Here is a 23,448-nt window from a genome sequence, read left to right as displayed (position 1 = left end):
ATGCTTCCTCGGTCCCGCGTCACTCCCCCTCACGCCCTGGAGTCGCCGTGCGAACAGCAGGAACCGCCGCTCGCGGAAACCTTTCACCCCGCCTCTGGGCCACGACGGCGGCACTGATCTGCGTCGCCGTCGTCGGGGCCCTGTGCCCCGGCGCCGCCGAGGCCGCGCCGCCACCGGCCCGCGCCGTCGCGACCGGTCTGCACATCGACGACGGCCGGCTGCTCGAGGCCGACGGCAACGACTTCGTCATGCGCGGGGTCAACCACGCCCACACCTGGTACCCGGACCGGACCCGGTCGCTGGCCGACATCAAGGCGCTCGGCGCCAACACCGTCCGGGTCGTCCTGTCCGACGGCCACCGCTGGAGCGAGAACGGCCCGGCGGACGTGGCGGCCGTCATCGGCCAGTGCAAGGCCAACCGGCTGATCTGCGTCCTGGAGGTGCACGACACCACCGGCTACGGCGAGGACGCGGCGGCCGGCACGCTCGACCACGCGGCCGACTACTGGATCGGCCTGAAGGACGTGCTCGCCGGCGAGGAGGGCCACGTCGTCGTCAACATCGGCAACGAGCCCTGGGGCAACACGAATCCGGCCGGCTGGACCGAGCCCACGATCGCGGCCGTGAAGAAACTGCGCGCCGCCGGTCTCCAGCACGTGATCATGGTGGACGCGCCCAACTGGGGTCAGGACTGGCAAGGCGTCATGCGGGACAACGCCCGGACCGTCCACGACGCCGATCCCACCGGCAACCTGATCTTCTCCATCCACATGTACAGCGTCTTCGACACCGCCCAGGAGATCACCGACTACCTGCACGCCTTCGCCGACGCGAAACTGCCCCTCCTCATCGGCGAGTTCGGCGGCCCCGCCGACCAGTACGGCGACCCCGACGAGGACACCGTGATGGCCGCCGCCGAGCAGCTGGACCTCGGCTACCTCGCCTGGTCCTGGAGCGGCAACACCGATCCGGTGCTCGACCTCGCGACCGACTTCGACCCCGGTCGTCTCAGCGCCTGGGGCGAGCGCGTCTTCCACGGCGCCGACGGCATCGCCCGGACCGCGGAGGAAGCCACCGTCTACGCGGACGGCGCCCCGCAGGACACCCAGGCCCCCACCGCCCCCGGCACCCCGACCGTCTCCGCGGTGACGGACACCTCGGTCACCCTCGCCTGGGGCGCGGCCACCGACGACGTGGGCGTCACCGGCTACGACGTCGTCCGCGTCGACGGCGCCACCGAGACCACGATCGCCACGAGCACCACCGGCACCGTGACCGTGACCGGCCTCACCCCGGACACCGCCTACTCCTTCGCCGTCCGCGCCCGCGACGCGGCGGGCAACCGCTCGGCCCGCTCGGCGACCGTGAGCGTCAGCACCGGCCGGAGCACCGGCACCTGCTCGATCGGCTACCGCGTCGTGGGCGAGTGGCCGGGCGGCTTCCAGGGCGAGATCACCGTCCGCAACACCGGCGCCGCACCCCTCGGCACCTGGACGCTCGCCTTCGCCTTCGCCGACGGCCAGACCGTCACGAACATGTGGGGAGGCACCCCCGCCCAGCACGCCGGCACGGTGAGCGTCACCCCCGCCTCCTACACCTCCACCATCCCCGCCGGTGGCTCGGTCACCCTGGGATTCATCGCCGGGAAGGGCGCCGCGAACACCGCCCCGACCGCGTTCCGCCTCAACGGATCGGCCTGTGCCGTCGCCTGACCCCTCACGCCCGCCGGCCGTCCGAGGGCCCTCCTCCGGACGGCCGGCACAGGACGCCCGTGAGGCGTCAGAACGAGACCTCCCGCACACTGGCCTGGCTGCGCGGTTCGGTCGTCGCGGTGATCTCCGACCGGTGGCGGCTCGCCGAGAAGGTCACCGTCAGCGTCTCGGCCGCGCCCTGGTCCGTACTCACCGTGAAGCCCTGTTCCGGCACCGCCGACACCAGGCACACCCCGCCGTCCCCGAAGCGCACGGTCGCCCTGCCGCCCTGCGAGGGCACCGTGTAGACACCCGTGCCGCCCTCCTCGCACCCCCGCCCGCCCCCGCCCGCCGGAGGTGGCGGGGAGGTGGCGGGGGCGGCCGGCGTCGTCGGCTCCGGACTCGGCTCGGGCGGCTCCTCACGAGTGCGGGAAGGCGTCGGGCGGGGCTTCTCGCCGGTGGGCGAAGGGCTGGGGGAGGAGGGCTTCGGGCTCGGCGACGGCGCGGGCCGCGGCGGCACCGGGAGCTCCTGCGGCGGCGCCGACTGCGCGACCGGCGCGGTGGGCCGGGTCGAGCCCACCACGAAGTGGATGGTGAGGATGACGGCCGTGACGCTGGCCGCCGTGCACGACAGCCAGATGAGCAGGTAACGCAGGAGACGGGACACGACACCATGGTGACGGACCGGCTAACGTGCCTGCCCATGGCCTGTGTACTCGTCGTCGAGGACGACCCCGTGATCCGGGCCGCGCTGATCGAGGTCCTGGCCGGACACGGCCACGCGGTCAAGACCGCTCACCAGGGTTTCGAGGCGCTGCGCGAGATCACCAAGAGCCCGCCGGACATCGTGGTGCTCGACCTCGGGCTGCCCGACCTCGACGGGCTCGACGTGCTCCGCATGATCCGGGGCATCTCCCGCGTGCCCGTGCTGGTCGCCACCGCGCGGGACGACGAGTCCGAGATCATCCGGCTGCTCAACGCCGGAGCCGACGACTACCTGGTCAAGCCCTTCTCCGGCGGCCAGCTCGCGGCCCGCCTCGCCGCCGTGCTGCGCCGGTCCGCGCCCGCCGACGCACGCGCCGCACGGCCGCCCGTCGTCCGGGTCGGTGAGCTGCGCATCGACCCCACCGCCCGCACCGCCCACCTCGCCGGGCGCGAACTCCCCCTGACGCGCCGCGAGTTCGACCTGCTCGCCTACCTGGCCGCCCACGCCGACCAGGTCATGTCGAGGCAGCGGATACTCACCGAGGTGTGGCAGCAGCCGTATCTGGAGGACCAGACGGTGGACGTCCACCTCTCCGCGCTCCGCCGCAAGATGGGCGAGAAGGCGCGAGAACCCCGCTACCTGCAGACCGTGCGCGGCATCGGCATCAAACTGGTCGGCTCGCCATGAGGCGTGCCCTCGCCGGCATCGCCCTGGCCGTCACCTCGATGGTGGCCCTGTCCTTCCTCGTACCGCTCGCCCTCCTCGTGCGCGAACAGGCCCGCGACCGGGTCACCACCGCCGCCGAGCAGCGGGCCGCCGCCCTCTCCCCGGTGCTCGCCCTCACCACCCGGCGCGCCGACGTGCAGCAGGCCGTCACCGAGCTCGGCTCCCCGGACCAGCTCGTGGTGCGGCTGCCCGACGGCGGCTTCGTCGGCACCCCGCACGCGCCCGAGGACGCCCTCGACCGGGCGGTGCGCGGACGCGAGACGCTCGCCGTGGACACCGCCGACGGCTGGGTCTACCTCCAGCCCGTCGTCCTGCGCGGCGACCGGGTCGCCGTCGTGGAGGCCTACGTACCGGCCGCCGACCTGACCCGCGGCGTGGCCGCCTCCTGGGGCGTGATGGCGCTCCTCGCGCTCGGCCTGGTCGGCGGCTCGGTACTGGTCGCCGACCGGCTCGGCGCCCGCGTCGTGCGTTCCTCCCGGAGCCTGAAGCGCGCCTCGCTGGCCCTCGGCGCCGGCGACCTCGACGTACGCGTGGAACCGGACGGCCCGCCCGAGCTGCAGGAGGCCGGTGCGGCGTTCAACACCATGGCCGACCGGGTGGTCGACCTGCTCGCCGTCGAACGGGAACTGGTCGCCGACCTCTCCCACCGGCTGCGCACCCCGCTGACCGCCCTCTACCTGGAGGCCGACCGGATGGGCGCGACGCCCGGCGCCCGGCGGGTCACGGAGGCCGCCGGGCAGCTGGAGAGCGAACTCGACGCGATCATCGCGGCGGCCCGTACGCCCTTGGCCGCCGCCCAGCTCGGCGGGGGCGCGGGCACGGCGAAGGGGAGCGACGCGGCCGAGGTGGTCGCCATGCGCCTGGACTTCTGGTCGGTCCTGGCCGCCCAGCAGGAACGGCCCTACGAGCGGTCCTTCACCCCGCGCCCCACGCCGGTCGCCTTCTCCGAGGACGACCTGGCGGCCGTCGTCGACGCCCTGATCGGCAACGTCTTCCGGCACACCCCCGAGGGCACGGCCTTCGCCGTCCGCGTGGAGCGGGCCGACCGGCACGTGCTCCTCACCGTGGACGACGCCGGGCCGGGCGTCGCGGATCCCGAGGCCGCGCTCACCCGGGGCGTCAGCGTCGGCGGGTCCACCGGGCTCGGCCTGGACATCGTGGCCCGGGCGGCCCGCGCGGCGGACGGCGAGCTGGCGATCACCCGCTCACCGCTGGGCGGCGCGCGGGTGCGGGTGTCGTTCGCGCTCGCCGGCGCCGGGCGCTGACCGGCCTCAGCGGCCCGCGCCGAAGTCCTGCGTCCACCAGGGGCCGCCGTCGCCGAAGTGCACGCCGACCCCCAGCTCCTCGAAGGAACAGTTGAGTATGTTCGCCCGGTGCCCCGGGCTGTTCATCCACGACTCCATCACCGAGGCGGCGTCGGACTGCCCCCGGGCTATGTTCTCGCCGAGCGTGGACCACGCGTAGCCGGCGGCCTCGACCCGGCTCGCCATCGTGGAGCCGTCGGGCCCGGTGTGGGACATCACCCCGCTCGCGGCCATGACGTCGCTGTAGTCGTCGGCGGCCCGGGTCAGCCGGTCGTTCGCCGTGACCGGCGAGCAGCCGGCCGCGGCCCGCTCCTCGTTGACGAGCGCGAGGACCTGCGCCTCGGCCCCACCCGCCCCGCCGGCCCCCGGACCCGGTGCCGAGTCCGGACCCGGTGCCGAGCCGGAACCCGGTCCGCTGCCGGAACCCGCGCCGCCGCCTCCCGCGGGCCGGTCGGATCCGCTCCTCACCGTCGCCCTCGCGGAAGCCGTGGACGCGGGCCGGGGGGACTTCTCCGTCCGCCCGGCGGACGGGCTCGCCGTCCTCGACGGCTCGGCGCCGGGCGTCGCGCCCGCCCGGGGCGAGGCGCCCGCCGTGGCACCCGGGCTCGCCGACGGGGAGACCGCCGCCGCGCCCCCCGCCGTCTCCTCGGTGCGCGGCCCCTCGCCGGCGGAACTCACCGTGACCCGGTCCGCGGGAGCGCCGTCCTCGCCCCCGGTCACGGCCAGGGTGATCCCGAGGCCCGCCGTGACGGCGACGCCGAGCACCAGCACGGTGCCGCGCCTCCCCGGCCCGCGATGGGGACGGGCGTGGGAACGGGACGGGCGAGCGGCTCGGCGGGAACCCATGCGGCAGGACACCTCGGCTTGTCGGTCGGCAGCGGGAGACCCGGTGGACGCGAGCGCGTCCACCGGGACCGTGGGGGGTTGCCGAGAGCCTAGGACGGGCACCGTGCGGATACGCCCGTCGGAGGGCATCTTCAAGAAGCCTTAAGGAAGCCGACAGAGTCCGCTGAGGAAGCCGGGGCCCGGGGGAGGCCCCGGGAGTGGCCCGGCTCACATGGCGTACCGGCGGTGCCGCCGACACGATGGTCTTCCGTCACCGGCAGGCTGAAGGGATCCAGAATGTTCCGCAAGGTGCTGGTCGCCAACCGCGGTGAGATCGCGATTCGCGCGTTCCGCGCAGGCTACGAGCTGGGCGCGCGCACCGTCGCGGTCTTCCCGCACGAGGACCGCAACTCGCTGCACCGGCTCAAGGCCGACGAGGCGTACGAGATCGGGGAGCCGGGGCACCCGGTGCGCGCCTACCTCTCCGTCGAGGAGATCGTCCGCGCGGCACGCCGCGCGGGGGCGGACGCGGTCTACCCGGGTTACGGGTTTCTGTCCGAGAACCCCGAGCTCGCCCGGGCCTGCGAGGAGGCGGGCATCACGTTCGTCGGACCGAGCGCGCAGATCCTGGAGCTGACCGGCAACAAGGCCCGTGCCGTGGCCGCCGCCCGTGAGGCCGGGGTACCGGTCCTCGGCTCCTCCGCCCCCTCCACCGACGTCGACGAACTCGTCCGCGCCGCCGACTCCATCGGCTTCCCCGTGTTCGTCAAGGCCGTCGCGGGCGGCGGCGGCCGCGGCATGCGCCGCGTCGAGGACCCCGCCCAGCTGCGCGAGTCCATCGAGGCGGCGTCCCGCGAGGCCGCGTCCGCGTTCGGCGACTCCACGGTCTTCCTGGAGAAGGCGGTCGTCGAACCCCGCCACATCGAGGTGCAGATCCTCGCCGACGGGCAGGGCGGCGTCATCCACCTCTTCGAGCGGGACTGCTCGGTGCAGCGCCGTCACCAGAAGGTGATCGAGCTGGCGCCCGCCCCCAACCTCGACCCCCGGCTGCGCGAGCGGATCTGCGCCGACGCCGTGAGGTTCGCCCGGCAGATCGGCTACCGCAACGCCGGCACCGTCGAGTTCCTCGTCGACCGCGACGGCAACCACGTCTTCATCGAGATGAACCCGCGCATCCAGGTCGAGCACACGGTCACCGAGGAGGTCACCGACGTCGACCTCGTCCAGTCCCAGCTGCGGATCGCCGCCGGCGAGACCCTGGCCGACCTCGGCCTCGCCCAGGAGAGCATCACCCTGCGCGGCGCCGCCCTCCAGTGCCGCATCACCACCGAGGACCCCGCCAACGGCTTCCGCCCGGACACCGGCACGATCAGCGCCTACCGCTCGCCGGGCGGCTCGGGCATCCGCCTCGACGGCGGAACCACCCACGCCGGTACGGAGATCAGCGCCCACTTCGACTCGATGCTGGTCAAGCTCTCCTGCCGGGGCCGCGACTTCGGCACCGCCGTGAACCGCGCCCGGCGCGCCGTGGCCGAGTTCCGCATCCGCGGCGTCGCCACCAACATCCCCTTCCTCCAGGCGGTCCTGGACGACCCCGACTTCCAGGCCGGCCACGTCACCACCTCGTTCATCGAGCAGCGCCCGCACCTGCTCACCGCCCGGCAGTCGGCCGACCGCGGCACCAAACTGCTGACCTACCTCGCCGACGTCACGGTCAACAAGCCGCACGGCGAGCGCCCCGAACTGATCGACCCGTTGACCAAGCTGCCGCCGCTGCCCGCCGGTGAACCCCCGGCCGGTTCCCGGCAGCGGCTCGCCGAGCTCGGCCCCGAGGGCTTCGCCCACTGGCTGCGCGAGTCGCCCACCATCGGCGTCACCGACACCACGTTCCGCGACGCCCACCAGTCGCTGCTCGCCACCCGGGTGCGCACCAAGGACATGCTCGCCGTCGCCCCCGTGGTCGCCCGCACCCTGCCGCAGCTGCTGTCCCTGGAGTGCTGGGGCGGCGCCACCTACGACGTCGCGCTGCGCTTCCTCGCCGAGGACCCGTGGGAGCGGCTGGCCGCCCTGCGCGAGGCCGTGCCCAACATCTGCCTCCAGATGCTGCTGCGCGGCCGCAACACCGTGGGCTACACCCCGTACCCGACCGAGGTCACCGACGCCTTCGTGCAGGAGGCCGCGGCCACCGGCATCGACGTCTTCCGCATCTTCGACGCCCTCAACGACGTCGACCAGATGCGGCCCGCCATCGACGCCGTGCGCGAGACCGGCTCGACGGTCGCGGAGGTGGCCCTGTGCTACACCGCCGACCTGTCCGACCCCTCGGAGCGGCTCTACACCCTCGACTACTACCTGCGGCTCGCCGAGAAGATCGTGAACGCGGGCGCCCACGTGCTGGCCGTCAAGGACATGGCCGGCCTGCTGCGCGCCCCGGCCGCCGCCACCCTCGTCTCCGCGCTGCGCCGCGAGTTCGACCTGCCGGTGCACCTGCACACCCACGACACCACCGGCGGCCAGCTCGCCACCTACCTCGCCGCGGTCCAGGCCGGCGCGGACGCGGTGGACGGGGCGGTGGCGTCCATGGCGGGCACCACCTCGCAGCCGTCGCTGTCGGCGATCGTCGCCGCCACCGACCACACCGAGCGGCCCACCGGCCTCGACCTCCAGGCCGTCGGAGACCTGGAGCCGTACTGGGAGAGCGTCCGCAAGGTCTACGCGCCCTTCGAGGCGGGCCTCGCCTCGCCGACCGGGCGCGTCTACCACCACGAGATCCCCGGCGGCCAGCTCTCCAACCTGCGCACCCAGGCCATCGCGCTGGGCCTGGGCGACCGCTTCGAGGACATCGAGGCGATGTACGCCGCCGCCGACCGCATGCTGGGCCGCCTGGTGAAGGTCACGCCCTCCTCGAAGGTGGTCGGCGACCTCGCCCTCCACCTGGTGGGCGCCGGTGTCTCCCCGGCCGACTTCGAGGCGGAGCCCGACCGGTTCGACATCCCCGACTCGGTGATCGGCTTCCTGCGCGGCGAGCTGGGCACCCCGCCCGGGGGCTGGCCCGAGCCGTTCCGCACCAAGGCGCTGCGGGGCCGCGCCGAGGCCAAGCCGGTGGCGGAGCTGAGCGCCGACGACCGCACCGGTCTGGCCAAGGACCGCAGGGCCACGCTCAACCGGTTGCTGTTCCCCGGCCCGGCGCGCGAGTTCGACGCCCACCGCGGCACCTACGGCGACACCAGCGTGCTGGACAGCAAGGACTTCTTCTACGGACTGCGTCCGGGCAAGGAGTACACGGTCGACCTCGACCCCGGTGTGCGGCTGCTCATCGAGCTCCAGGCCGTCGGCGACGCCGACGAACGCGGCATGCGCACCGTGATGTCCACGCTCAACGGCCAGTTGCGGCCCATCCAGGTCCGCGACCGCGCGGCGGCCTCCGACGTCCCGGTCACCGAGAAGGCCGACCGGGGCAACCCGGGCCACGTCGCGGCGCCCTTCGCCGGCGTGGTGACCCTCGCCGTCGCCGAGGGCGACGCGGTGGAGGCCGGTGCCACCGTGGCCACCATCGAGGCGATGAAGATGGAGGCCGCCATCACCGCGCCCAGGTCCGGGACCGTCGGCAGGCTGGCCATCAACCGCATCCAGCAGGTCGAGGGCGGCGACCTCCTCGTCGAGCTGAGCTGAGCCGACGCGACGGCGGTGGCGCCCAGGACCGGACCGGCCCTGGGCGCCACCGCCGCGTTCTCCTCGTGGTGTCCGGGCCGCAGGCTCAGTCGTGGGCGAGGGCGCGGGCGAGGAGGGGGAGCAGGCGGTCCCAGTGCAGCCGCAGGGCGGCGGGGTCGAAGGCGTCGGTGTCGGCCATGGTGAAGCCGTGGACGGTGCCGGGGTAGATCTCGGAGGTGTGGTCGACCTTCGCGTCGTCCAGGGCCTGGTTGAGCTCGCGCAGTGCCTCGGGCGTCAGGTCGGACGACGCGTGGCCGAAGTGGACCCGGGCGGTGACGGCGGCGAGAGCGTCGGGCCCGGCCGCGCCAACGGGAGCGTGGAACGCGGCGAGGGCGGCCACCCGGCCGGGGTGGGCGGCGGCGGTGCGCGTCGCCAGGAGGCCGCCGATGCAGTAGCCGGTCACCGCGACCGGTCCGGCGTCGGCCTCGGGCTGGGCGGTGAGAAACCCGAGGTAGGCGTCGGCGTCCCGCAGGACACGGTCGGCGGTATGCGCCTCGATCAGGGGCATCAGCCGGGCGAAGACCGCGGGCCGGGCTTCCTCGTCGATGAACGCCGGAAGCTCGACGACCGGCGCCGGGCCGTGCCGGTAGAAGACGTTGGGGACGAGTACGTAGTACCCGTGCCCGGCCAGTTCGCGGGCCATCTCCCGCAGCACCGGCCGGATGCCGAAGCCGTCCGGGTACATCACCACCCCTGGGTGCCGCTCGCCGTCGTCGGGAAACGCGGCGAAGGCATCGGCCTGGCCGTCCGCGGTGGGGATGTGCAGCATCTTGGTGGGCATGGGTTCTCCTGTCGTGGTCGATGTGCCGAGCCTCGGATCAACACGACGGAGGCGGAGCCCGCGCGGCAGCGCGGGCTCCACGATCGAACAGCGGGCCCCTGCCGACCCGTACGGCGCTCAGCGGAGCACCGGGTCACCGATCCGTGTGTGGCGCAACGCCGTCCCGGTAGTCATGTCGGCAACATAGTCCACCGCACCACGCCAACGCCAACACCCGCACCTCGCCATGAGGTTGACGAAGGAGACGGACGCGGGGCGGGCCGGCGGCCGACGCCGTCGAGCCCGCCCCGCCGAGAGCTACTCGCCCTTCGGAGCCGCCTGCTGCACCACCTCGAACGACCACAGCGTGGATCCGCTCGCCGCCGGCTTGGGACGTTCGCCGCCCTCCGCGCCGCCGCCCTGGTGCGCCGCCTTCATGGGGCCCTCCATCCACGCCTGGAAGGACTCCTCGTCGCGCCACCGCGTGTAGACGAGGTAGGAGTCGGTGCCCTCGACGGGGCGCAGGAGCTCGAACCACTCGAAGCCGTCGGAGCTCTCCACCGCGTGGGCCCGCGAGGCGAAGCGCTTCTCCAGCGTCTCGCGCTGCTCGGCCGGCACGGTCAGTACGTTGATCTTGACTACGCTCATGGCTCCATCCTGCCGTACTCCGTGGTCAACAGGCCCGGCGCCAGACCCCGAGCTCCGGCTTCTTCAGCATCGACGAGAGCCCCAGCCGGCGCGACTGCGGGCAGAAGCGGCCGGGCGGCTCGGCGTACTCGACGTGGAAGACCGCCTTGCCGGCCTCGACGAACGGCGTCAGCCGCTCGCACTCGCCGTACTGCGCGCACTCCTCGTTGACCGCGAAGTCGAAGTCGTCCACCAGCTGCGGGATCTGCGGCAGGTCGTTCTTGAGCCCCACGGACAGGCCGCGCTCGTGCGCGATCTCGGCGATCATGCGGTTGTACGCCAGCTGGTCCCGCGCGGTGAGCGGGAAGCCCGTCTCGTTGCCGTACCCCTCCACCAGGTCGGGTTCCACCGCGTCGAACCCCTTGTCCCGGCACATGTCGAACCGCCGCTCCATGATCGGCCGCAGCACGGAGACGCGGCGGATGTCGAGCCACCGCTCGCCCTGCCAGCCGTTGGGCGCCCCCAGCACCGCCCGGGGGAAGTCGTCCCTGTCCGGGCGGAAGCTCTCCCAGGCGCCCACGTTGATGTAGCAGATCACCTTGCGTCCGGCGCGGTGGAGGCGGGCCACGTCCGCCGCGCCGTTCTCGAAGCCGTCGATGTCGTAGACCGGGACGTCGGCCGACGGATCCACCCTCCCGTCCAGCTGCCACTGCCAGGCCAGCCCGGGGCGCGGCTGCCACAGCTCCCGGCGGGGCGTGGGGTCCGGACCGCGGTCCTGCCCGCCCCCGCCCCCCGAACAGCCGGCCACCACCGCGAGGAGCAGCGCGGTCAGCAGGGCGGCCGGCCCCCTCCTCATCGCCGCGCTCCGGTCAGGACGGGCGTCAGGCGGGCCCACGGGTTGGGCGGCTCTCCCGTGACGGGCCCGCTGACCGCGGCACCCCGCTCGCGGGCGGTGCGCACGGCGAGCGGGGCCAGGGCCTCCGGGACGCCGTACACCAGGTGGCAGAACCGCTCGGACGGGTGCCGACGCGTCCAGTCGGGCCGGCTGAACGCCGACACGTAGGTGGACCAGGGCCCCTCGAAGGTGACGACCAGGTCGGCGAGCCGGGCGTAGCCGGGCGCCGGGTGGACCCCCGGGTTCAGCACGACGCACGTCGTGCCCTGCCGCCGCAGGACACGCACCAGCGTCTTGTGGGCGGGCAGTTCGCTCCTGGCCGCGCTCACCCGGTCCAGGAAACACCCGTCGGCCGCGTACCACTCCCGGTGCCGCCGGGCGTCCTCGACGACGTCGGCCGCGGGGCGGGTGCCGTAGTCCGTGTCGACGTAGCCCAGCAGCCGGGCGCCCGCCGCGCGCAGCGCCCCGGCCGCCGCGGTGAACGCCGGATCGGGCGCCTCGCCCGGCCCGTTCGCGGGGTTGATCACGACGCCGTACGTGCGGTCGGCCGCGGTGATCAGCCGGTGCCAGGCGCCCGGGTCCTCGGCGGGGTGGACGTACAGCGGGATCAGCAGGCTCACGACGCCACGTCGCTCTCCACGGGGAGGGACGGTGGCCGCGCCTTTGCCGACCACAGCGCGGCCAACGACTCGCCGAGCGCGTACGACGGCTCCCAGCCGAGCGCGGCCCGCGCGGCGGAGATGTCGGAGCACTGCCAGGACACCTCCCCCGAACGGGCGGAGCCGTCCCCCCGTTCCTCGATGCGCCCGCGGAAACCGGCCGTCTCCGCCAGCACCCGCACCAGGTCGCGCACCGGCACGGCGTCCCCGCCGCCGACGTTGAGGATCCCGGGCACCGGGCCGGGCGAGGTCACCGCCCGCTCCACCGCCCCCGCGACGTCGCGCACGTCGACGAAGTCCCGGTACGCCGACAGGTCACCGAGCCGCAGCACCGCGCCCGGGTCCGTGCCCGCCTCCCGCAGCAGCGCGGTGACCCGGCCGGGCAGGCCGGTGGCCGGGGCGCCGGGGCCCACCGGGTTGCCGACGCGCAGGACCACCGCGTCCAGACCGGAGGCGGTGACCGTGACCGTGCCGGCGAGCTTGGTGGCCCCGTAGGCGGTGAGGGGACGGGTGGGCGCCGACTCCGTCACCTTGACGAGGGCCTCGCCCGGCCCGTACTCGGCGGCCGAGCCGAGGTGGACCAGCCGGGCCGCGGGAGCGGCCCGGCGCAGTGCCGCGCACAGGACCGCGGGGCCGCGGGCGTTGAGCTCGGCGAGCGCCACCGCGTCACCGCCGGTGGCGCCCGCGCAGTTGACGACGGCGTCGGGCGCCGCCGCCGCCAGGGCCCGGGCCAGCCCGTCGACGGAGCCGGCGGCCAGGTCGACCGGAACGTCGGCGCCGGGCGAGCGGCCGCCGCCGAGGACCCGCGCGCCCGGCAGGGCACGGAGCCGCTCGGCGACATGGGCGCCCAGATAACCGGTGAAGCCCACAACGAGGATGCGCATGCGGTGCTCAGGCTCCCTTGAGCAGCAGGGACTTGCGGCTGGTGAACTCGGCGTTCGCCCGGTCGTAGTCGTCCGGGCGGCCGATGTCGAGCCAGTACCCGTCGAACTCGTAGGCGTGCGGCGGGTCGCCGGCCCGCAGCAGGTCCAGCACCAGCTCGTCGAAGCCCAGCGGCAGTCCGGCGGTGTAGCCGTCGAGGGTCGCCCGGGACAGCCCGTACACGCCCATGGAGACGCGGTAGTCCATGCTGGGCTTCTCGGTGAACCCCACGACCTTGCTGGCGTCGGTGGTCAGCACCCCGAAGTCGATGTGCACCTTGCGGGCGTACGTGGCGATGGTCAGCGGGGCGCCGGAGCCTTCGTGCCGGCGCAGGACGTCGGCGTAGTCGAGGTCGGTGAGGACGTCGCCGTTCATCACCAGGAAGTGCTCCGGCAGCCGCTCGCGCATCGTCAGCAGCGGCCCCATCGTGCCCAGCGGGCTCTCCTCCGTGGAGTAGTCCACGGTCAGGCCCCACTGGGAGCCGTCGCCGACGTAGGCGCGGATGATCTCACCGAGGTGTCCTATGGCGATCGTGCAGCCGGTGAACCCGGCCGAGGCGAGCTGGCGCAGGACGATCTCCAGGATGGCGTGCTGGTCGCCGATGGGCACGAGCGGCTTGGGCAGCGCGGTCGTGTAGGGCCGCAGCCGGACGCCCTTGCCGCCGGCCAGGATCACTGCGTGCATGAGGTTCCCCCTCGGTCAACGTGCCGGTCGGGTCAGATGTTGTAGATGCCGGTCTTGTAGCGGGCCAGGTTGGCCGGGTCGCGGAAGAACTCCACCGTGTGTGCGAGGCCCTGCTCCAGGTCGTGCGCCGGCTCCCAGCCGGTCGCCTCCCGCAGCCGGCTCGCGTCCGCGACCAGCCGCATCACCTCGGAGTTGGCCGGCCGCAGCCGCTGGGCGTCCTCCCGCACGTCGAGCGCGGTGTCCATCACCTTGCCGATGAGCGCCACCAGGTCGCCGACCGAGATCTCGCCGCCGGTGCCGGCGTTGAAGGTGCGGCCCACGACCCGCTCGGCGGGCGCGGTGCCCACCGCGAGGAAGGCCTGCGCGGTGTCCTTGACGAAGGTGAAGTCCCGGGTGGGGCGCAGGTCTCCTAGGGTGATGGTCCGTTCCCCGGCGGCCACCTGGCCGATGACGGTGGGGATCACCGCCCGCATGGACTGCCGGGGACCGTAGGTGTTGAAGGGCCGCAGCGTCACCACCGGGGTGTCGAAGCTGGCGTGGTAGCTGTCGGCCAGCCGGTCCCCGCCCGCCTTCGAAGCGGCGTACGGGGACTGCGTGTTGATCGGGTGGTCCTCGGTGATCGGCACCGTCTGCGCGGTGCCGTACGTCTCGCTGGTGGAGGTGTGCACCAGCCGGGGCGTGCCCTGGGCGCGCACCGCCTCCAGCACGTTCAGGGTGCCGGTGACGTTGGTGTCCACGTAACTGTGCGGCGCCCGGTAGGAGTACGGGATCGCGATGAGGGCGGCCAGGTGGTACACGCAGTCGGCGCCCTCCACCAGGTGCCGGACCGAGCCGGGGTCGCGGACGTCGCCGAGGACGATCTCGACCTGGTCGAGGACGTCGGGGGAGAGGGTCTCCAGCCAGCCGTAGGAGGAGAAGGAGTTGTACTGCGCCATGGCCCTCACCCGGTGCCCGGAGGCGACGAGCGCCTCGGTGAGGTGCGAGCCGATGAATCCCTCGGCTCCGGTGACGGCGGCGAGCGGTGTGGAGGTCACGCGGGGTCCTTCCGGTCGGTGAGCGGTGCGGTGGTGGATCGGACGACGGGCCGCGGGGGACGTCGGCGGTGGTGCCGTGCGGGACGGCCGGGGTCAGGCATGGGCGGCCGGCCGGCCCAGCAGCCCCAGCGCGCACCCGGTGAGACAGAGCGCGGCGATCCCGCAGCACAGCGGCAGCGCCGCCGTACCCGGTGGGAGGCCGTACAGGGCGACGGCGCCGGCGCCCGCGGCCGCCGCGAGGCACAGGGCGGCGGGCGGCCAGGCCACGCCGAAGGCCTGGAGGAGCAGCGAGGTCCACAGGACCACCGCGAGCAGCGCCGTCGCCACCGGGTCGGCGTCCACCAGCAGCGCCGCCGGGACCAGCGGCCCGGCGTACGCCAGCAGGCAGCCGGCGAGGACGGCGGCCGCACGCAGCCGGAACCCGGCCGGGGTGGCGGTGGCCCGCAGCGCCGCCACCGACAGACCGCGGAAGCGGTACAGCAGCCACTCCGCCGGACCCATGCTCACGGTCAGCACGACCACCGCCCACGGCTGCTCCCGGCCCGCCAGGAACACCAGCACCCCGGCGGCCAGACCGAACAGGCCGTACGGCAGCGACCGCGACGGCCGCGGACGCGTGGCCCCCGGTACGGGCGCCGCCGTCAGGGTGCCGCGCAGCGCCCAGCCGGCCGCACCGGCCGCGCCGCACAGCGACAGCAGCGGCAGGCCGGCCCGCAGCAGGCCCCCGGGCTCCCACCAGGGCAGCACCGCGGAGCCGGCGACCACCGGCACGAGCGCGGCCAGCAGCAGCCGCTCCCGGCCCAGCACCAGCAGCACGCCCGCCGCGGCGAGGTAGCCCGACTGGACCGCCACGGCCGCCGCCGCCGCGCCCGACCCGGCGAGCGGCGCCCCGGCGGCGACCGCGGCGGCGGCGCCCAGCGGCGCCCCCTTGAGCAGCGTGCGGCCCGCCTCCCGGCGCCCGGTCGCCAGGCGCAGGTACGCCCGGTGGCCCAGCGCCTGGTTCCACGCCCAGGACACCAGCCCCGCCACCACCAGCGCGGTCACCGTGCCGCCGTGGGGCAGCAGGCGCCCGGCGAGCGCGTAGCCGAGACCGGGCAGCGCGAACAGGGCGCCGCGCAGCGCGCAGCGCACATGGTCGGGCCGCCAGGGGTCGGCGGGCAGCGGCGGCTCGGGAAAGGTGCGCGGGACACGCTCGTACAACGCCGTGGCCAGCGAGAAGAGGTCGCGGTGGCCGTACCGGTCCGCGATCACCTCGCCGGTCAGACCCTCCGACTCCAGCAGCGCGGCCACCTCGTAGGGGTGGACGGCCGGGGCGATGCGGTCGGCGAGTTCGGCGGCCAGCCCGTCGACCGCCGCGTGCTGCGCGCCGTACCCGGGCCGCACCAGGGCGAGCGTGTGGTGGTCGGCCGCGCGCGGGGCGGGCGTACGGGTGTCGGCGAGGCGCAGCGCCAGCGTGTCCTGCTCCGCGCCGCCGGGCTCCAGCGACATGGGTCCGCTCATCCGGTCGCGCTCCTCACCGGTGCCGCGCCCACCGCCGCGAAGGGTTCCCGCTCGCCCACCGGGGCCGTGGCGGCCGCGCCGAACGCCGACAGCTCCAGATAGATGGACCGGAAGGTGTCGATGGTCTGCCGGAGCGTGAACTGCTCGATCACCCTCAGCCGCGCCGCCTCGCCCATCGCCCGGCGCCGCACCGGGTCGCCCAGCAGCTCCAGGGCGGCGGCGGCCATGGCGGCCGGGTCGCGGGGCGGTACGACGAGTCCGGTGTCGCCGACGGCCTCCCGGACACCGCCGACGTCCGTGGAGACGGTCGCCCGGCCGCAGGACATGGCCTCGATCAGGGTGAAGGGGAAGCCCTCGCTGATGCTGGACAGCATCACCACGTTCCCGGCGGCGTACGCGTCCTTGATGTCCTCCACCCGGCCCTCGAAGGCCACGGCGTCGCCGTGACCGAGCTGCGCCGCCAGCGCCTCGCAGCGCTCCCGGTAGGCCTCGCCGCCGCGCGGGGTGCCGCCGAACAGCCGCAGCCGCGCCGCGGGTACTTCCGCCCGCACCAGGGCGAAGGCGCGGATCAGGGTCTCCAGGTCCTTGATCGGGTCGACCCGGCCGGCCCAGCTGAGCACGGGCTCCGCGGGCTCGGGACCGGCGGGCGGGAACGCGGCCGGGTCGACGCCGTTGTAGACGGTGCGTATGGACTCCGGGGCGGCGCCGCCCTGTTCCTCCCACAGCCGGTTGTAGCGGTTGCCGGGGGTGATCAGGGCGGCCCTGCGGTAGGTCTCCTCCGCGAGCAGCCGGAAGAAGCCCAGGACGAGTGCCTTCACCGGCCACCGGTAGGGCGCCGTGCGGTAACCGAGGTACCGCTCGCGCAGATAGACGCCGTGCTCCGTCAGCAGCAGGGGCACCCCGTGCCGTTCCAGGGCGGCCAGCCCCGGCAGCACCGCGACGCCGCCGCTGACCGCGTGCGCCACGCCCTGTTCCGGGCACGGGGCGGCCAGCGGCCGCAGGGCGTGCTCCAGCAGGCCGGTCGCCGTCACCGCGTCGTGGAGGGTGGGCCTGGCCTCGCGCACGGCGAGTCCCGGCCGGTTCCAGACGGCGGTCAGGACGCCGGTCGCCCGGTCACCGCGCAGGAAGGGGCTCAGCCGGCCGTCCGCGGCGGCCCGTGCCATCCGGTACAGGGCGGGGCCGAACCCGTCCTCGGCCCGCGGGTCGAGCAGCGCGGTCACGAACCGCTCGTAGGCGGCCTCGAGCCGGTTGAGCTCGCGCCCGCGCGGGGGGCGCCCCTGCGGGGCGGGCCCCCACATGGGCACGGACACGACCCGGGAGACGTGCCCGGGGACGTCCCAGACGACCGGCTCGCGCCCGGTGCCGGTGACGGCGACGACGTCGAAGTCCAGGTCGGGCATGCCGGTGACGAGCTGGTCGCACCAGACACTCACTCCGCCGTGACTGTGCGGGTAGGTACCTTCGGTGAGCAGGGTGACGCGCGGCGCGCCGGGGCGCCGCGCGCCGTGGGGAACGTGCATTCATGTGCTCCACGGCCGGGGTGTGGGGTGGCAGGACCTGCGGTGGGCGCTCAGCGCTCCGTGCCGTGGGGCACCGGCTCGCTCACGCCGGCCGGTACCCGGGTGCGCGGAGCGGCCGGCGTCGTGGCGGCCGTGTCGCCGGAACCGGCGGCCACCTGGGGAGCGGTGGCCGACGACGGCAGGGTGAGGGCGAGGGCGTCCCCGGCCCCGGGCGTGGTCCAGCCGGACACCGCACCGGCGTAGGCGTCGCCGAAGCCCGTGCCCGCGCGCTGGGTGCCGGCGGGCATGGTCGCCGGCACGGCGACGCCGCCGGGCGCCTCGACGGTCACGGCCGCGCCGACGCGGTAGGCGGTGACGTGACCGGCGTCGACGGCCGCCTGCCAGGCCGCCCGGCGCTGGAGTTCGACGCCGATGGCCTCCATGCGCAGGTTCACCACGGGGGTGTTGTCGGCGAACAGACCGGCGTAGCCGTCCAGGACGCCGTCGAGGACGGGGTAGGCGATGCGGTCCTCGGCGAGGTTCGACTGGTGGATGAAGTGCGGCTTGGGGTCGTTGGCGAGGACGTGCCCGAGCGCGATCCGCGTCTCCAGGGGCACGATGTGGTCCGTGTAGCCGGTGGCGGGGTCCAGCGGTGCGGTCAGGCACGTGGAGGTGGCCGGATTGTCCTCGCAGATGCCGCTGCCGCCCTGGGCGCGGCTGGTGTAGATCCAGTTGTACTCGTCGACCTGCTCGGCCGCCCGCCCGGCGTTGTAGAAGATGTTCATCGGGTAGCGGGAGACCGTGGTGGCGCTGCCGACCCGGCGCTGCACGGGGTCGCGGGAGTTGTCCGAGCCGAGCCAGGCGACACGGTTGTCCGTCAGGGCGGGGCCCAGGTTCGGGTTGTCCACCGGCTGTTGCGGGGTCACCTTCAGCCCGGAGTGCTCACCGGTCACCAACTCGTCGTTGTCCAGCGGGAGTCCTGCCGCCTGGCCCCAGACGCGGTTGGTGGCGATCTCGTCCGCGATCTCGTTGCGGGAGACCCACCGGGTGCTGCCGTCGGCGTTCGTGGCGCACTTCCACGGCACGACGCTGACGTCCTGGACGCAGCCGAGGAAGGCGTGCGTGTACGTGTGGTTGATCCACCGGAACGCGCCGCGCTCGGCGATCAGCTTGTCGGCGAGCGGGTCGGCGCCGTTGTTGTCCTCGCGGTGGTCGACGCTGCCGGAGCCGTTGTAGGCCAGGTCGAGGGTGAAGTTCCTGCTGTCCTGCCAGGCGGTGGCGTGGTCGACGTCGGCGGGGACCATGCGGATCGGGTTCGGCGTCCCCTCGCCCGGCGCGCAGTCCACGTCGCCGGGCGTGCAGTTGAGCTGGGTGTCCCAGCGGTCGTCGGCCGCGAACACGTCGTCGACGTGGACCGCGAAGTAGTTGCGGTCGGCGCCCAGGTGGACCCCGCCGGTCATCCACTCCACGATGCCCCGGGCCAGCAGCCGGAACTGCTGCTGGTACCGGTTGTAGACGAAGGTGACGACCAGCTCGCGCCGCCCGTCGTGCCGGTACTCGCCCACCAGCGAGCCCTTCGTCGCCCGCCCGGGTATCGCCGCCTGGACGTAGGGGACGAAGTCCGCGCCCGGCGCGGGCGTCGACAGGTAGGCGTAGGACTCGCCCACGGTGGGGGAGTTGTCCTCGAACGGCACCGCCCCGTCCAGATAGCCGAAGGGGCCCGCCAGACCGGCCTGCGTCACCTCGGCCCGCACGCCGTCCAGGCTGCCGGCGTACCCGGTGCCGACCGCGTACTGGAGCCCGACCTCGGGACGCGCGTAGGTGTACGCGTCGACCTGCGGGATCCCGTACGTCCTCTCGTAGGCGGCCAGCGCCGCCATCTCGCCCGAGCCCGCCGGGAAGGGGTTGTCGTTGGGCATGACCACGGCCTGGAACTTGGCGCGGGGCCGTCCGTCCACGGTGTCCGCCAGGAAGCCGGCGTCGATCGTCGGCCGGCCCGCGGCTGCGAGGTCGATCTCCGTGTACGGCGTCCCCGCGGTCTCCAGCTCGGCGGCGATGGCGTCGGTGGCCGGTCCGCCGTCGCTCACGACCAGCACCCGCAGGTCGATGCGCGGTGCCGGGGCGTCCGCCCGGGCCGTGCCGGCCGGTAGAGCCAGCGACGCTATCAGCGCGCCCACTGTGAGCGCCGTCGTGCGAATGGTCCGCTTCATGCGGTGAGATTCCCTCCCCCGGACAGGGGTCGGCCGCCCCCTTCGGAGCCCCCACCCCATGACCACGCCGCCGTCCCCCTGAGACGCCGGTCGTCGACGCATCCGTCGTGTCACATAGTGAGGTCTGTGTGGAGCTTTCGTGTGCCTGCTGCGGAACTTGACGGAAAAGTACATGTGTCCATCCGCCCCCTGCCGGCGCGTCCCCCGGTCGCCGGTCGGCGCCGCGTCCCGGCAGGTCGAACGCGCCGCAGGGCCTGTGTACTGCTGTGAAACGGAACCGAGCGGCCGCGGAACACCAGGCTCCGCGGGGTCTCGGTGCCAGAGGTCTCCACCAGTGCGCCGGCCGGCCCTGGCGCGAGATCAGGTCACGCGTGATCACGGGGCGGCGGCGGCCGGCCCGTCGTGGGGCCGGCCGCCGCCGGTGCTCGGTACGCGGGGAGAGGTGCGGTCAGGCGCACAGGACGCGGGTCTCCGGCGTGTAGACCGGGCCGCCGTTGACGCTGGTGGAGTCGCTGAACTCGGCGTAGTAGTACGAGTAGAAGCCGATGTTGCCGTTGCAGCCGGAGTCGGCGGCGACCTGCAGCGTCAGCGTGACGGTGCGGCTCTGGCCGGGCGGGATGGTGGCGCCGTAGTTGGCGCCCAGGTTGGCCGGCCCGGTCCCGGAACACGGCACGGCCCCGTTCTCCGTGGCCAGGCTGCAGCCGGTGAAGCTGTACTTGAGGTCGGGGCGCTGGGTGGTCAGCCAGGTGGGGTCGATCGTCTGGTAGACGAACCAGATGTCGTACGTCTTGTTGTTCTTGATCGTCATCGACAGGTTCACCGCGCCGCCCGGCTGCGTGGTCGCCGCGTCGGTGCTGAACGACAGCTCGGCCGGGCCCGGTTCGGCGGCGCTCGCGGAGGGCGCCAGGCCGAACAGGGCGAGGGCGAGGGCGATGATGGTGGCGAGACCGAAGCGTCTCGTTCGTGTGGTTCGCATGGCCCGGGACACTAGGCACGGGCACCGCGCACCGTCTGCACCACCCGGAACGGCGGGAACACGGGTCGGCTGGAAGTGTGCGTCCGGTGAAGGATCCGTGGTGATGCTCCCGCGGCGGGAGCCGGCCGGTGTTCGCGCACGACAGCGCCGTGCGCGCGTCCGTCCGGCCGGGAACCGCGCCGGGCCGCTTCGCCGCTCCGGTGCGCCGGCGGCAATGGCGGATTCCGCGTGCCCGCCGGAAGCGGTCCGTGTCCGGGGGTCCGCCGCCGGGCGGCGCGCCCGCGTACTCGTCGTCCGTGCCGGGCCGGGGTCGTCCCGCCTTCCGGGCCTCCGTCCTCCTCAGTGTCCGGCCGTCGCGAAGGCCCCCGCCCGTGCCGCCGCCGCAGCGGCTTCCGCGGCGCGGTCCGCGGTCGCCTCGTCGAGCGGTTCGGCGGTGGTCAGCAGACGGTAGTACAGGGGGGCGGAGACGGCGCGGACCACCTCGCGCGCGTCGGTGTCCCGTGGCAGTTCACCGCGCTCGACGGCCTGCCGTACGCAGGGTTCCCACTCCGAGACGCGGGTGTCGTAGAACCGGTGGAGGGCCGCTGCCGCCTGCGCGTCACAGGTGGCGGCGGCGATCACCGCCTTGAACAGCGCGCCCTGCCGTGCGTCGGCCAGGGTGCGCTGCACGAGCCGGGCGTTCGCGCGCAGGTCGCCGGAGAGGCTGCCCGTGTCCGTGCGGGGGAGCGACTGCTCGGCCATGTCCGTCAGCAGGTCGGCGACCAGGTTGGCCGGGGTCCCCCAGCGGCGGTAGACCGTGGTCCTGCCGACCTCGGCGCGACGGGCCACGTCGGCGAGGTCCAGCCCGGCCAGGCCGTGTTCGGCCAGTGCGTCGCCGGCGGCCCGCAGGACGGCGGACCGTACCCGGGCCGTGCGGCCGCCCGGGCGGACGGTGCCCGGTTCCACCCTGTCAGACGTCATAACGGTACTCCGATTCCATTAGTGACTCGTCCCTGCTAACGTGTGGACATCTTAACGGAACGAACGTCCCGTTAAAGGGGTGTCGCCGCGTCGCTCGACCGACGGGGCGACCGGACGAGGGGATGCGGTTGTGGAATACAGGAGACTGGGCGAGTCGGGGCTCGTGGTCCCGGCGCTGAGCTTCGGCGCGGGCACCTTCGGCGGGCGCGGAGAACTCTTCGGCGCCTGGGGCGACACCGACGAGAAGCAGGCGCGCCGGCTGGTCGACATCAGCCTGGAGGCGGGGGTGACCATGTTCGACACCGCCGACGTCTACTCCGGCGGCGCGTCGGAGGAAGTGCTCGGCGCCGCCGTCAGGGGACGCCGTGACCAGGTGATCATCTCCACCAAGGCCGGTCTTCCGACCGGCGACGGCCCGGCGGACGCCGGAACCTCGCGGGCGCGTCTGATCAAGGCGGTCGAGCAGGCCCTGCGCCGGCTGGGCACGGACCACATCGACCTCTTCCAGCTGCACGCCTACGACGCGCGGACCCCGGTCCACGAGGTGCTGTCCACCCTCGACGACCTCGTACGGGCCGGGAAGCTCCGCTACACCGGCGTCTCGAACTTCAGCGGCTGGCAGCTGATGAAGTCGCTGGCCGACGCGGACCGGCACGGGTACCAGCGGTACGCGGCGCACCAGGTCTACTACTCCCTCGTCGGCCGGGACTACGAGTGGGAACTCATGCCGCTGGGGCTCGACCAGGGCGTCGGAGCCGTCGTCTGGAGTCCCCTGGGGTGGGGGCGGCTGACGGGCCGCATCCGCCGCGGCCGGCCGATCCCCGCCGGCAGCCGGCTGCACGCCACGGCCGACTACGGCCCGCCGGTCGACGACGACCACCTCTACCGGGTGGTGGACGCCCTCGACGCCGTCGCGGAGGAGACCGGCAGAACCGTTCCCCAGATCGCCATCAACTGGCTGCTGCGGCGCCCGACCGTCTCCTCGGTCCTCATCGGCGCCCGCAACGAGGAACATCTCCGGCAGAACCTGGGCGCCGTCGGATGGTCCCTGACGGAGGACCAGGTGGCCCGTCTCGACGCCGCGAGCGCCAAGGCCGCCCCCTACCCCTACTTCCCCTACGAACGACAGGAGGGTTTCGCCCGCCTCAATCCCCACCCCCTGGGCAGGGCGGGCGCGGTCCCGGCCGGTGCCTGAGCCGGCGCGACGGGAGCGCGGGGCGGCGGGATTGTCAGTGTCGTACTGAAGAATGCGGGCGAAAGCGAGATCAACACCGGCGGAACCGGGTAGGCGGTCTCGAGACACTGACCTGGAAAGGCCATGCCGATGCCGCCCACCGCCCTGCTCCCGCAGACCGTCGCCGCCCGCGCGACCGGCCGCCCCGCCCGGCTCGGTGCCGTCCCTCCCCTCGGCGCCGCGCCCGCCCCGGCGCGCCGGCGATCCCGCTCGAGCGGTCCCCTGAGCCCCGCGGAGGCCGACGTCCTGCGGATCGTCTCCGACGCGCGCACCCCCGTCTTCGTCACCGTCCGGGAGGGCGGACGGCGCAGATACAGCTACTGGCGGCCGCTGGACTCCGCGACCGGCAGGGGCGGTTGCTACGTGGCGCTGCCGACCGCCGAGTGCGACAGGCTGCACGCGGCCGGCCGGATCACGCTCGGCGAGCCCCTGACCGACCCGGCCAGGACGACCTACCGGGTCAGGGCCGCCCACACCCCGACGGCGGCCCTGCGCGTGGTGCGGGACCGGGCACGCGCGGCGTGAA

At 74.2% G+C, this 23,448-nt stretch carries 21 protein-coding genes; 8 read left to right on the top strand and 13 right to left on the bottom strand.

Annotated elements, in window-relative coordinates:
• The first annotated feature begins 47 nt into the window (after positions 1 to 47).
• Genes ACZ4V6_RS27270 through ACZ4V6_RS27250 form a run of 5 tightly spaced genes read left to right on the top strand, consistent with a single transcriptional unit; the run spans position 48 to position 4,388 of the window.
• Positions 48 to 1,712, top strand: coding sequence for a cellulase family glycosylhydrolase (locus ACZ4V6_RS27270; RefSeq protein ID WP_467832403.1), 1,665 nt, complete (start codon positions 48 to 50; stop codon positions 1,710 to 1,712).
• A gap of 59 nt (positions 1,713 to 1,771) precedes the next feature.
• Positions 1,772 to 1,999, top strand: coding sequence for a hypothetical protein (locus tag ACZ4V6_RS27265; RefSeq protein ID WP_467832401.1), 228 nt, complete (start codon positions 1,772 to 1,774; stop codon positions 1,997 to 1,999).
• A gap of 60 nt (positions 2,000 to 2,059) precedes the next feature.
• Positions 2,060 to 2,341 carry a hypothetical protein gene (locus ACZ4V6_RS27260; protein ID WP_467832399.1) on the top strand — a complete coding sequence of 94 codons (282 nt, stop codon included), beginning with the start codon at positions 2,060 to 2,062 and terminating at the stop codon, positions 2,339 to 2,341.
• 53 nt (positions 2,342 to 2,394) lie between these two features.
• A complete protein-coding gene (locus ACZ4V6_RS27255) occupies positions 2,395 to 3,084 on the top strand; it encodes a response regulator transcription factor (protein ID WP_467832396.1) in 690 nt (229 codons plus the stop codon).
• A complete protein-coding gene (locus ACZ4V6_RS27250) occupies positions 3,081 to 4,388 on the top strand; it encodes a sensor histidine kinase (protein WP_467832392.1) in 1,308 nt (435 codons plus the stop codon). The genes ACZ4V6_RS27255 and ACZ4V6_RS27250 overlap by 4 nt, the downstream gene beginning before the upstream one ends.
• A gap of 6 nt (positions 4,389 to 4,394) precedes the next feature.
• Here the strand turns inward: ACZ4V6_RS27250 and ACZ4V6_RS27245 are convergent, their stop codons facing one another.
• Positions 4,395 to 5,198, bottom strand: a complete 804-nt coding sequence (locus ACZ4V6_RS27245; RefSeq protein ID WP_467832389.1) for a CAP domain-containing protein — start codon at positions 5,196 to 5,198, stop codon at positions 4,395 to 4,397.
• 351 nt (positions 5,199 to 5,549) lie between these two features.
• Between ACZ4V6_RS27245 and ACZ4V6_RS27240 the strand changes: the two genes are divergently transcribed.
• The gene (locus ACZ4V6_RS27240; protein ID WP_467832385.1) at positions 5,550 to 8,924 is read left to right on the top strand and encodes a pyruvate carboxylase; all 3,375 of its coding nucleotides are present in this window, start codon (positions 5,550 to 5,552) and stop codon (positions 8,922 to 8,924) included.
• Between the two features lie 85 nt (positions 8,925 to 9,009).
• On the opposite strand, the gene ACZ4V6_RS27235 is transcribed toward ACZ4V6_RS27240, so the two are convergent.
• The 12 genes from ACZ4V6_RS27235 to ACZ4V6_RS27180 all read right to left on the bottom strand — a co-directional run bounded on the left by ACZ4V6_RS27235 (position 9,010) and on the right by ACZ4V6_RS27180 (position 21,688).
• Entirely contained in the window at positions 9,010 to 9,744 is a 735-nt protein-coding gene (locus ACZ4V6_RS27235) for a dienelactone hydrolase family protein (RefSeq protein ID WP_467832382.1), read from the bottom strand.
• A 297-nt stretch (positions 9,745 to 10,041) separates the two neighbouring features.
• Positions 10,042 to 10,371, bottom strand: coding sequence for an antibiotic biosynthesis monooxygenase family protein (locus ACZ4V6_RS27230; RefSeq protein WP_467832379.1), 330 nt, complete (start codon positions 10,369 to 10,371; stop codon positions 10,042 to 10,044).
• 25 nt (positions 10,372 to 10,396) lie between these two features.
• Entirely contained in the window at positions 10,397 to 11,206 is an 810-nt protein-coding gene (locus ACZ4V6_RS27225) for an endo alpha-1,4 polygalactosaminidase (protein ID WP_467832376.1), read from the bottom strand.
• Positions 11,203 to 11,865: a spherulation-specific family 4 protein gene (locus tag ACZ4V6_RS27220; protein WP_467832373.1), complete on the bottom strand. Its 663-nt coding sequence runs from the start codon at positions 11,863 to 11,865 to the stop codon at positions 11,203 to 11,205. The genes ACZ4V6_RS27225 and ACZ4V6_RS27220 overlap by 4 nt, the downstream gene beginning before the upstream one ends.
• Complete coding sequence (locus tag ACZ4V6_RS27215) at positions 11,862 to 12,788, bottom strand: NAD-dependent epimerase/dehydratase family protein (protein WP_467832370.1); 927 nt, start codon at positions 12,786 to 12,788, stop codon at positions 11,862 to 11,864. Before ACZ4V6_RS27215 ends, ACZ4V6_RS27220 begins: the two co-directional genes overlap by 4 nt.
• 7 nt (positions 12,789 to 12,795) lie before the next feature.
• Positions 12,796 to 13,509, bottom strand: coding sequence for a nucleotidyltransferase family protein (locus ACZ4V6_RS27210; RefSeq protein ID WP_467832365.1), 714 nt, complete (start codon positions 13,507 to 13,509; stop codon positions 12,796 to 12,798).
• A 32-nt stretch (positions 13,510 to 13,541) separates the two neighbouring features.
• Positions 13,542 to 14,543: an SDR family NAD(P)-dependent oxidoreductase gene (locus ACZ4V6_RS27205; RefSeq protein WP_467832363.1), complete on the bottom strand. Its 1,002-nt coding sequence runs from the start codon at positions 14,541 to 14,543 to the stop codon at positions 13,542 to 13,544.
• Between the two features lie 93 nt (positions 14,544 to 14,636).
• Entirely contained in the window at positions 14,637 to 16,043 is a 1,407-nt protein-coding gene (locus ACZ4V6_RS27200) for a hypothetical protein (RefSeq protein WP_467832360.1), read from the bottom strand.
• Positions 16,040 to 17,563, bottom strand: coding sequence for a GT4 family glycosyltransferase PelF (gene pelF / locus ACZ4V6_RS27195; protein WP_467832358.1), 1,524 nt, complete (start codon positions 17,561 to 17,563; stop codon positions 16,040 to 16,042). Before pelF ends, ACZ4V6_RS27200 begins: the two co-directional genes overlap by 4 nt.
• Before the next feature lie 50 nt (positions 17,564 to 17,613).
• Entirely contained in the window at positions 17,614 to 19,752 is a 2,139-nt protein-coding gene (locus tag ACZ4V6_RS27190) for a hypothetical protein (RefSeq protein WP_467832355.1), read from the bottom strand.
• A 448-nt stretch (positions 19,753 to 20,200) separates the two neighbouring features.
• Positions 20,201 to 20,728, bottom strand: a complete 528-nt coding sequence (locus ACZ4V6_RS27185; RefSeq protein ID WP_467832352.1) for a hypothetical protein — start codon at positions 20,726 to 20,728, stop codon at positions 20,201 to 20,203.
• Positions 20,729 to 21,067: 339 nt separating this feature from the next.
• Positions 21,068 to 21,688, bottom strand: a complete 621-nt coding sequence (locus ACZ4V6_RS27180; RefSeq protein WP_467832350.1) for a TetR/AcrR family transcriptional regulator — start codon at positions 21,686 to 21,688, stop codon at positions 21,068 to 21,070.
• 130 nt (positions 21,689 to 21,818) lie between these two features.
• Between ACZ4V6_RS27180 and ACZ4V6_RS27175 the strand changes: the two genes are divergently transcribed.
• Together ACZ4V6_RS27175 and ACZ4V6_RS27170 are read left to right on the top strand one after the other, a co-directional pair.
• Positions 21,819 to 22,883: an aldo/keto reductase gene (locus ACZ4V6_RS27175; protein ID WP_467832347.1), complete on the top strand. Its 1,065-nt coding sequence runs from the start codon at positions 21,819 to 21,821 to the stop codon at positions 22,881 to 22,883.
• A 129-nt stretch (positions 22,884 to 23,012) separates the two neighbouring features.
• The gene (locus ACZ4V6_RS27170; protein WP_467832478.1) at positions 23,013 to 23,447 is read left to right on the top strand and encodes a hypothetical protein; all 435 of its coding nucleotides are present in this window, start codon (positions 23,013 to 23,015) and stop codon (positions 23,445 to 23,447) included.
• The last annotated feature ends 1 nt before the right edge of the window (position 23,448 follow it).

This window comes from Streptomyces sp. NPDC029152 (assembly GCF_055564355.1).
Note: the sequence above shows the minus strand (reverse complement) of the source record. Positions and strands in the feature narration are given on the sequence as shown.

What these genes read in the sequence shown, in the direction of transcription:
- ACZ4V6_RS27255 (WP_467832396.1), top strand. Translation starts at nt 2,395, where the DNA reads ATGGCCTGTGTACTCGTCGTCGAGGACGACCCCGTGATCCGGGCCGCG.
- ACZ4V6_RS27250 (WP_467832392.1), top strand. Translation starts at nt 3,081, where the DNA reads ATGAGGCGTGCCCTCGCCGGCATCGCCCTGGCCGTCACCTCGATGGTG.
- ACZ4V6_RS27240 (WP_467832385.1), top strand. Translation starts at nt 5,550, where the DNA reads ATGTTCCGCAAGGTGCTGGTCGCCAACCGCGGTGAGATCGCGATTCGC.
- ACZ4V6_RS27235 (WP_467832382.1), bottom strand. Translation starts at nt 9,744, where the DNA reads ATGCCCACCAAGATGCTGCACATCCCCACCGCGGACGGCCAGGCCGAT.
- ACZ4V6_RS27230 (WP_467832379.1), bottom strand. Translation starts at nt 10,371, where the DNA reads ATGAGCGTAGTCAAGATCAACGTACTGACCGTGCCGGCCGAGCAGCGC.
- ACZ4V6_RS27225 (WP_467832376.1), bottom strand. Translation starts at nt 11,206, where the DNA reads ATGAGGAGGGGGCCGGCCGCCCTGCTGACCGCGCTGCTCCTCGCGGTG.
- ACZ4V6_RS27215 (WP_467832370.1), bottom strand. Translation starts at nt 12,788, where the DNA reads ATGCGCATCCTCGTTGTGGGCTTCACCGGTTATCTGGGCGCCCATGTC.
- ACZ4V6_RS27210 (WP_467832365.1), bottom strand. Translation starts at nt 13,509, where the DNA reads ATGCACGCAGTGATCCTGGCCGGCGGCAAGGGCGTCCGGCTGCGGCCC.
- ACZ4V6_RS27200 (WP_467832360.1), bottom strand. Translation starts at nt 16,043, where the DNA reads ATGAGCGGACCCATGTCGCTGGAGCCCGGCGGCGCGGAGCAGGACACG.
- pelF (WP_467832358.1), bottom strand. Translation starts at nt 17,563, where the DNA reads ATGCACGTTCCCCACGGCGCGCGGCGCCCCGGCGCGCCGCGCGTCACC.
- ACZ4V6_RS27190 (WP_467832355.1), bottom strand. Translation starts at nt 19,752, where the DNA reads ATGAAGCGGACCATTCGCACGACGGCGCTCACAGTGGGCGCGCTGATA.
- ACZ4V6_RS27185 (WP_467832352.1), bottom strand. Translation starts at nt 20,728, where the DNA reads ATGCGAACCACACGAACGAGACGCTTCGGTCTCGCCACCATCATCGCC.
- ACZ4V6_RS27180 (WP_467832350.1), bottom strand. Translation starts at nt 21,688, where the DNA reads ATGACGTCTGACAGGGTGGAACCGGGCACCGTCCGCCCGGGCGGCCGC.
- ACZ4V6_RS27170 (WP_467832478.1), top strand. Translation starts at nt 23,013, where the DNA reads ATGCCGCCCACCGCCCTGCTCCCGCAGACCGTCGCCGCCCGCGCGACC.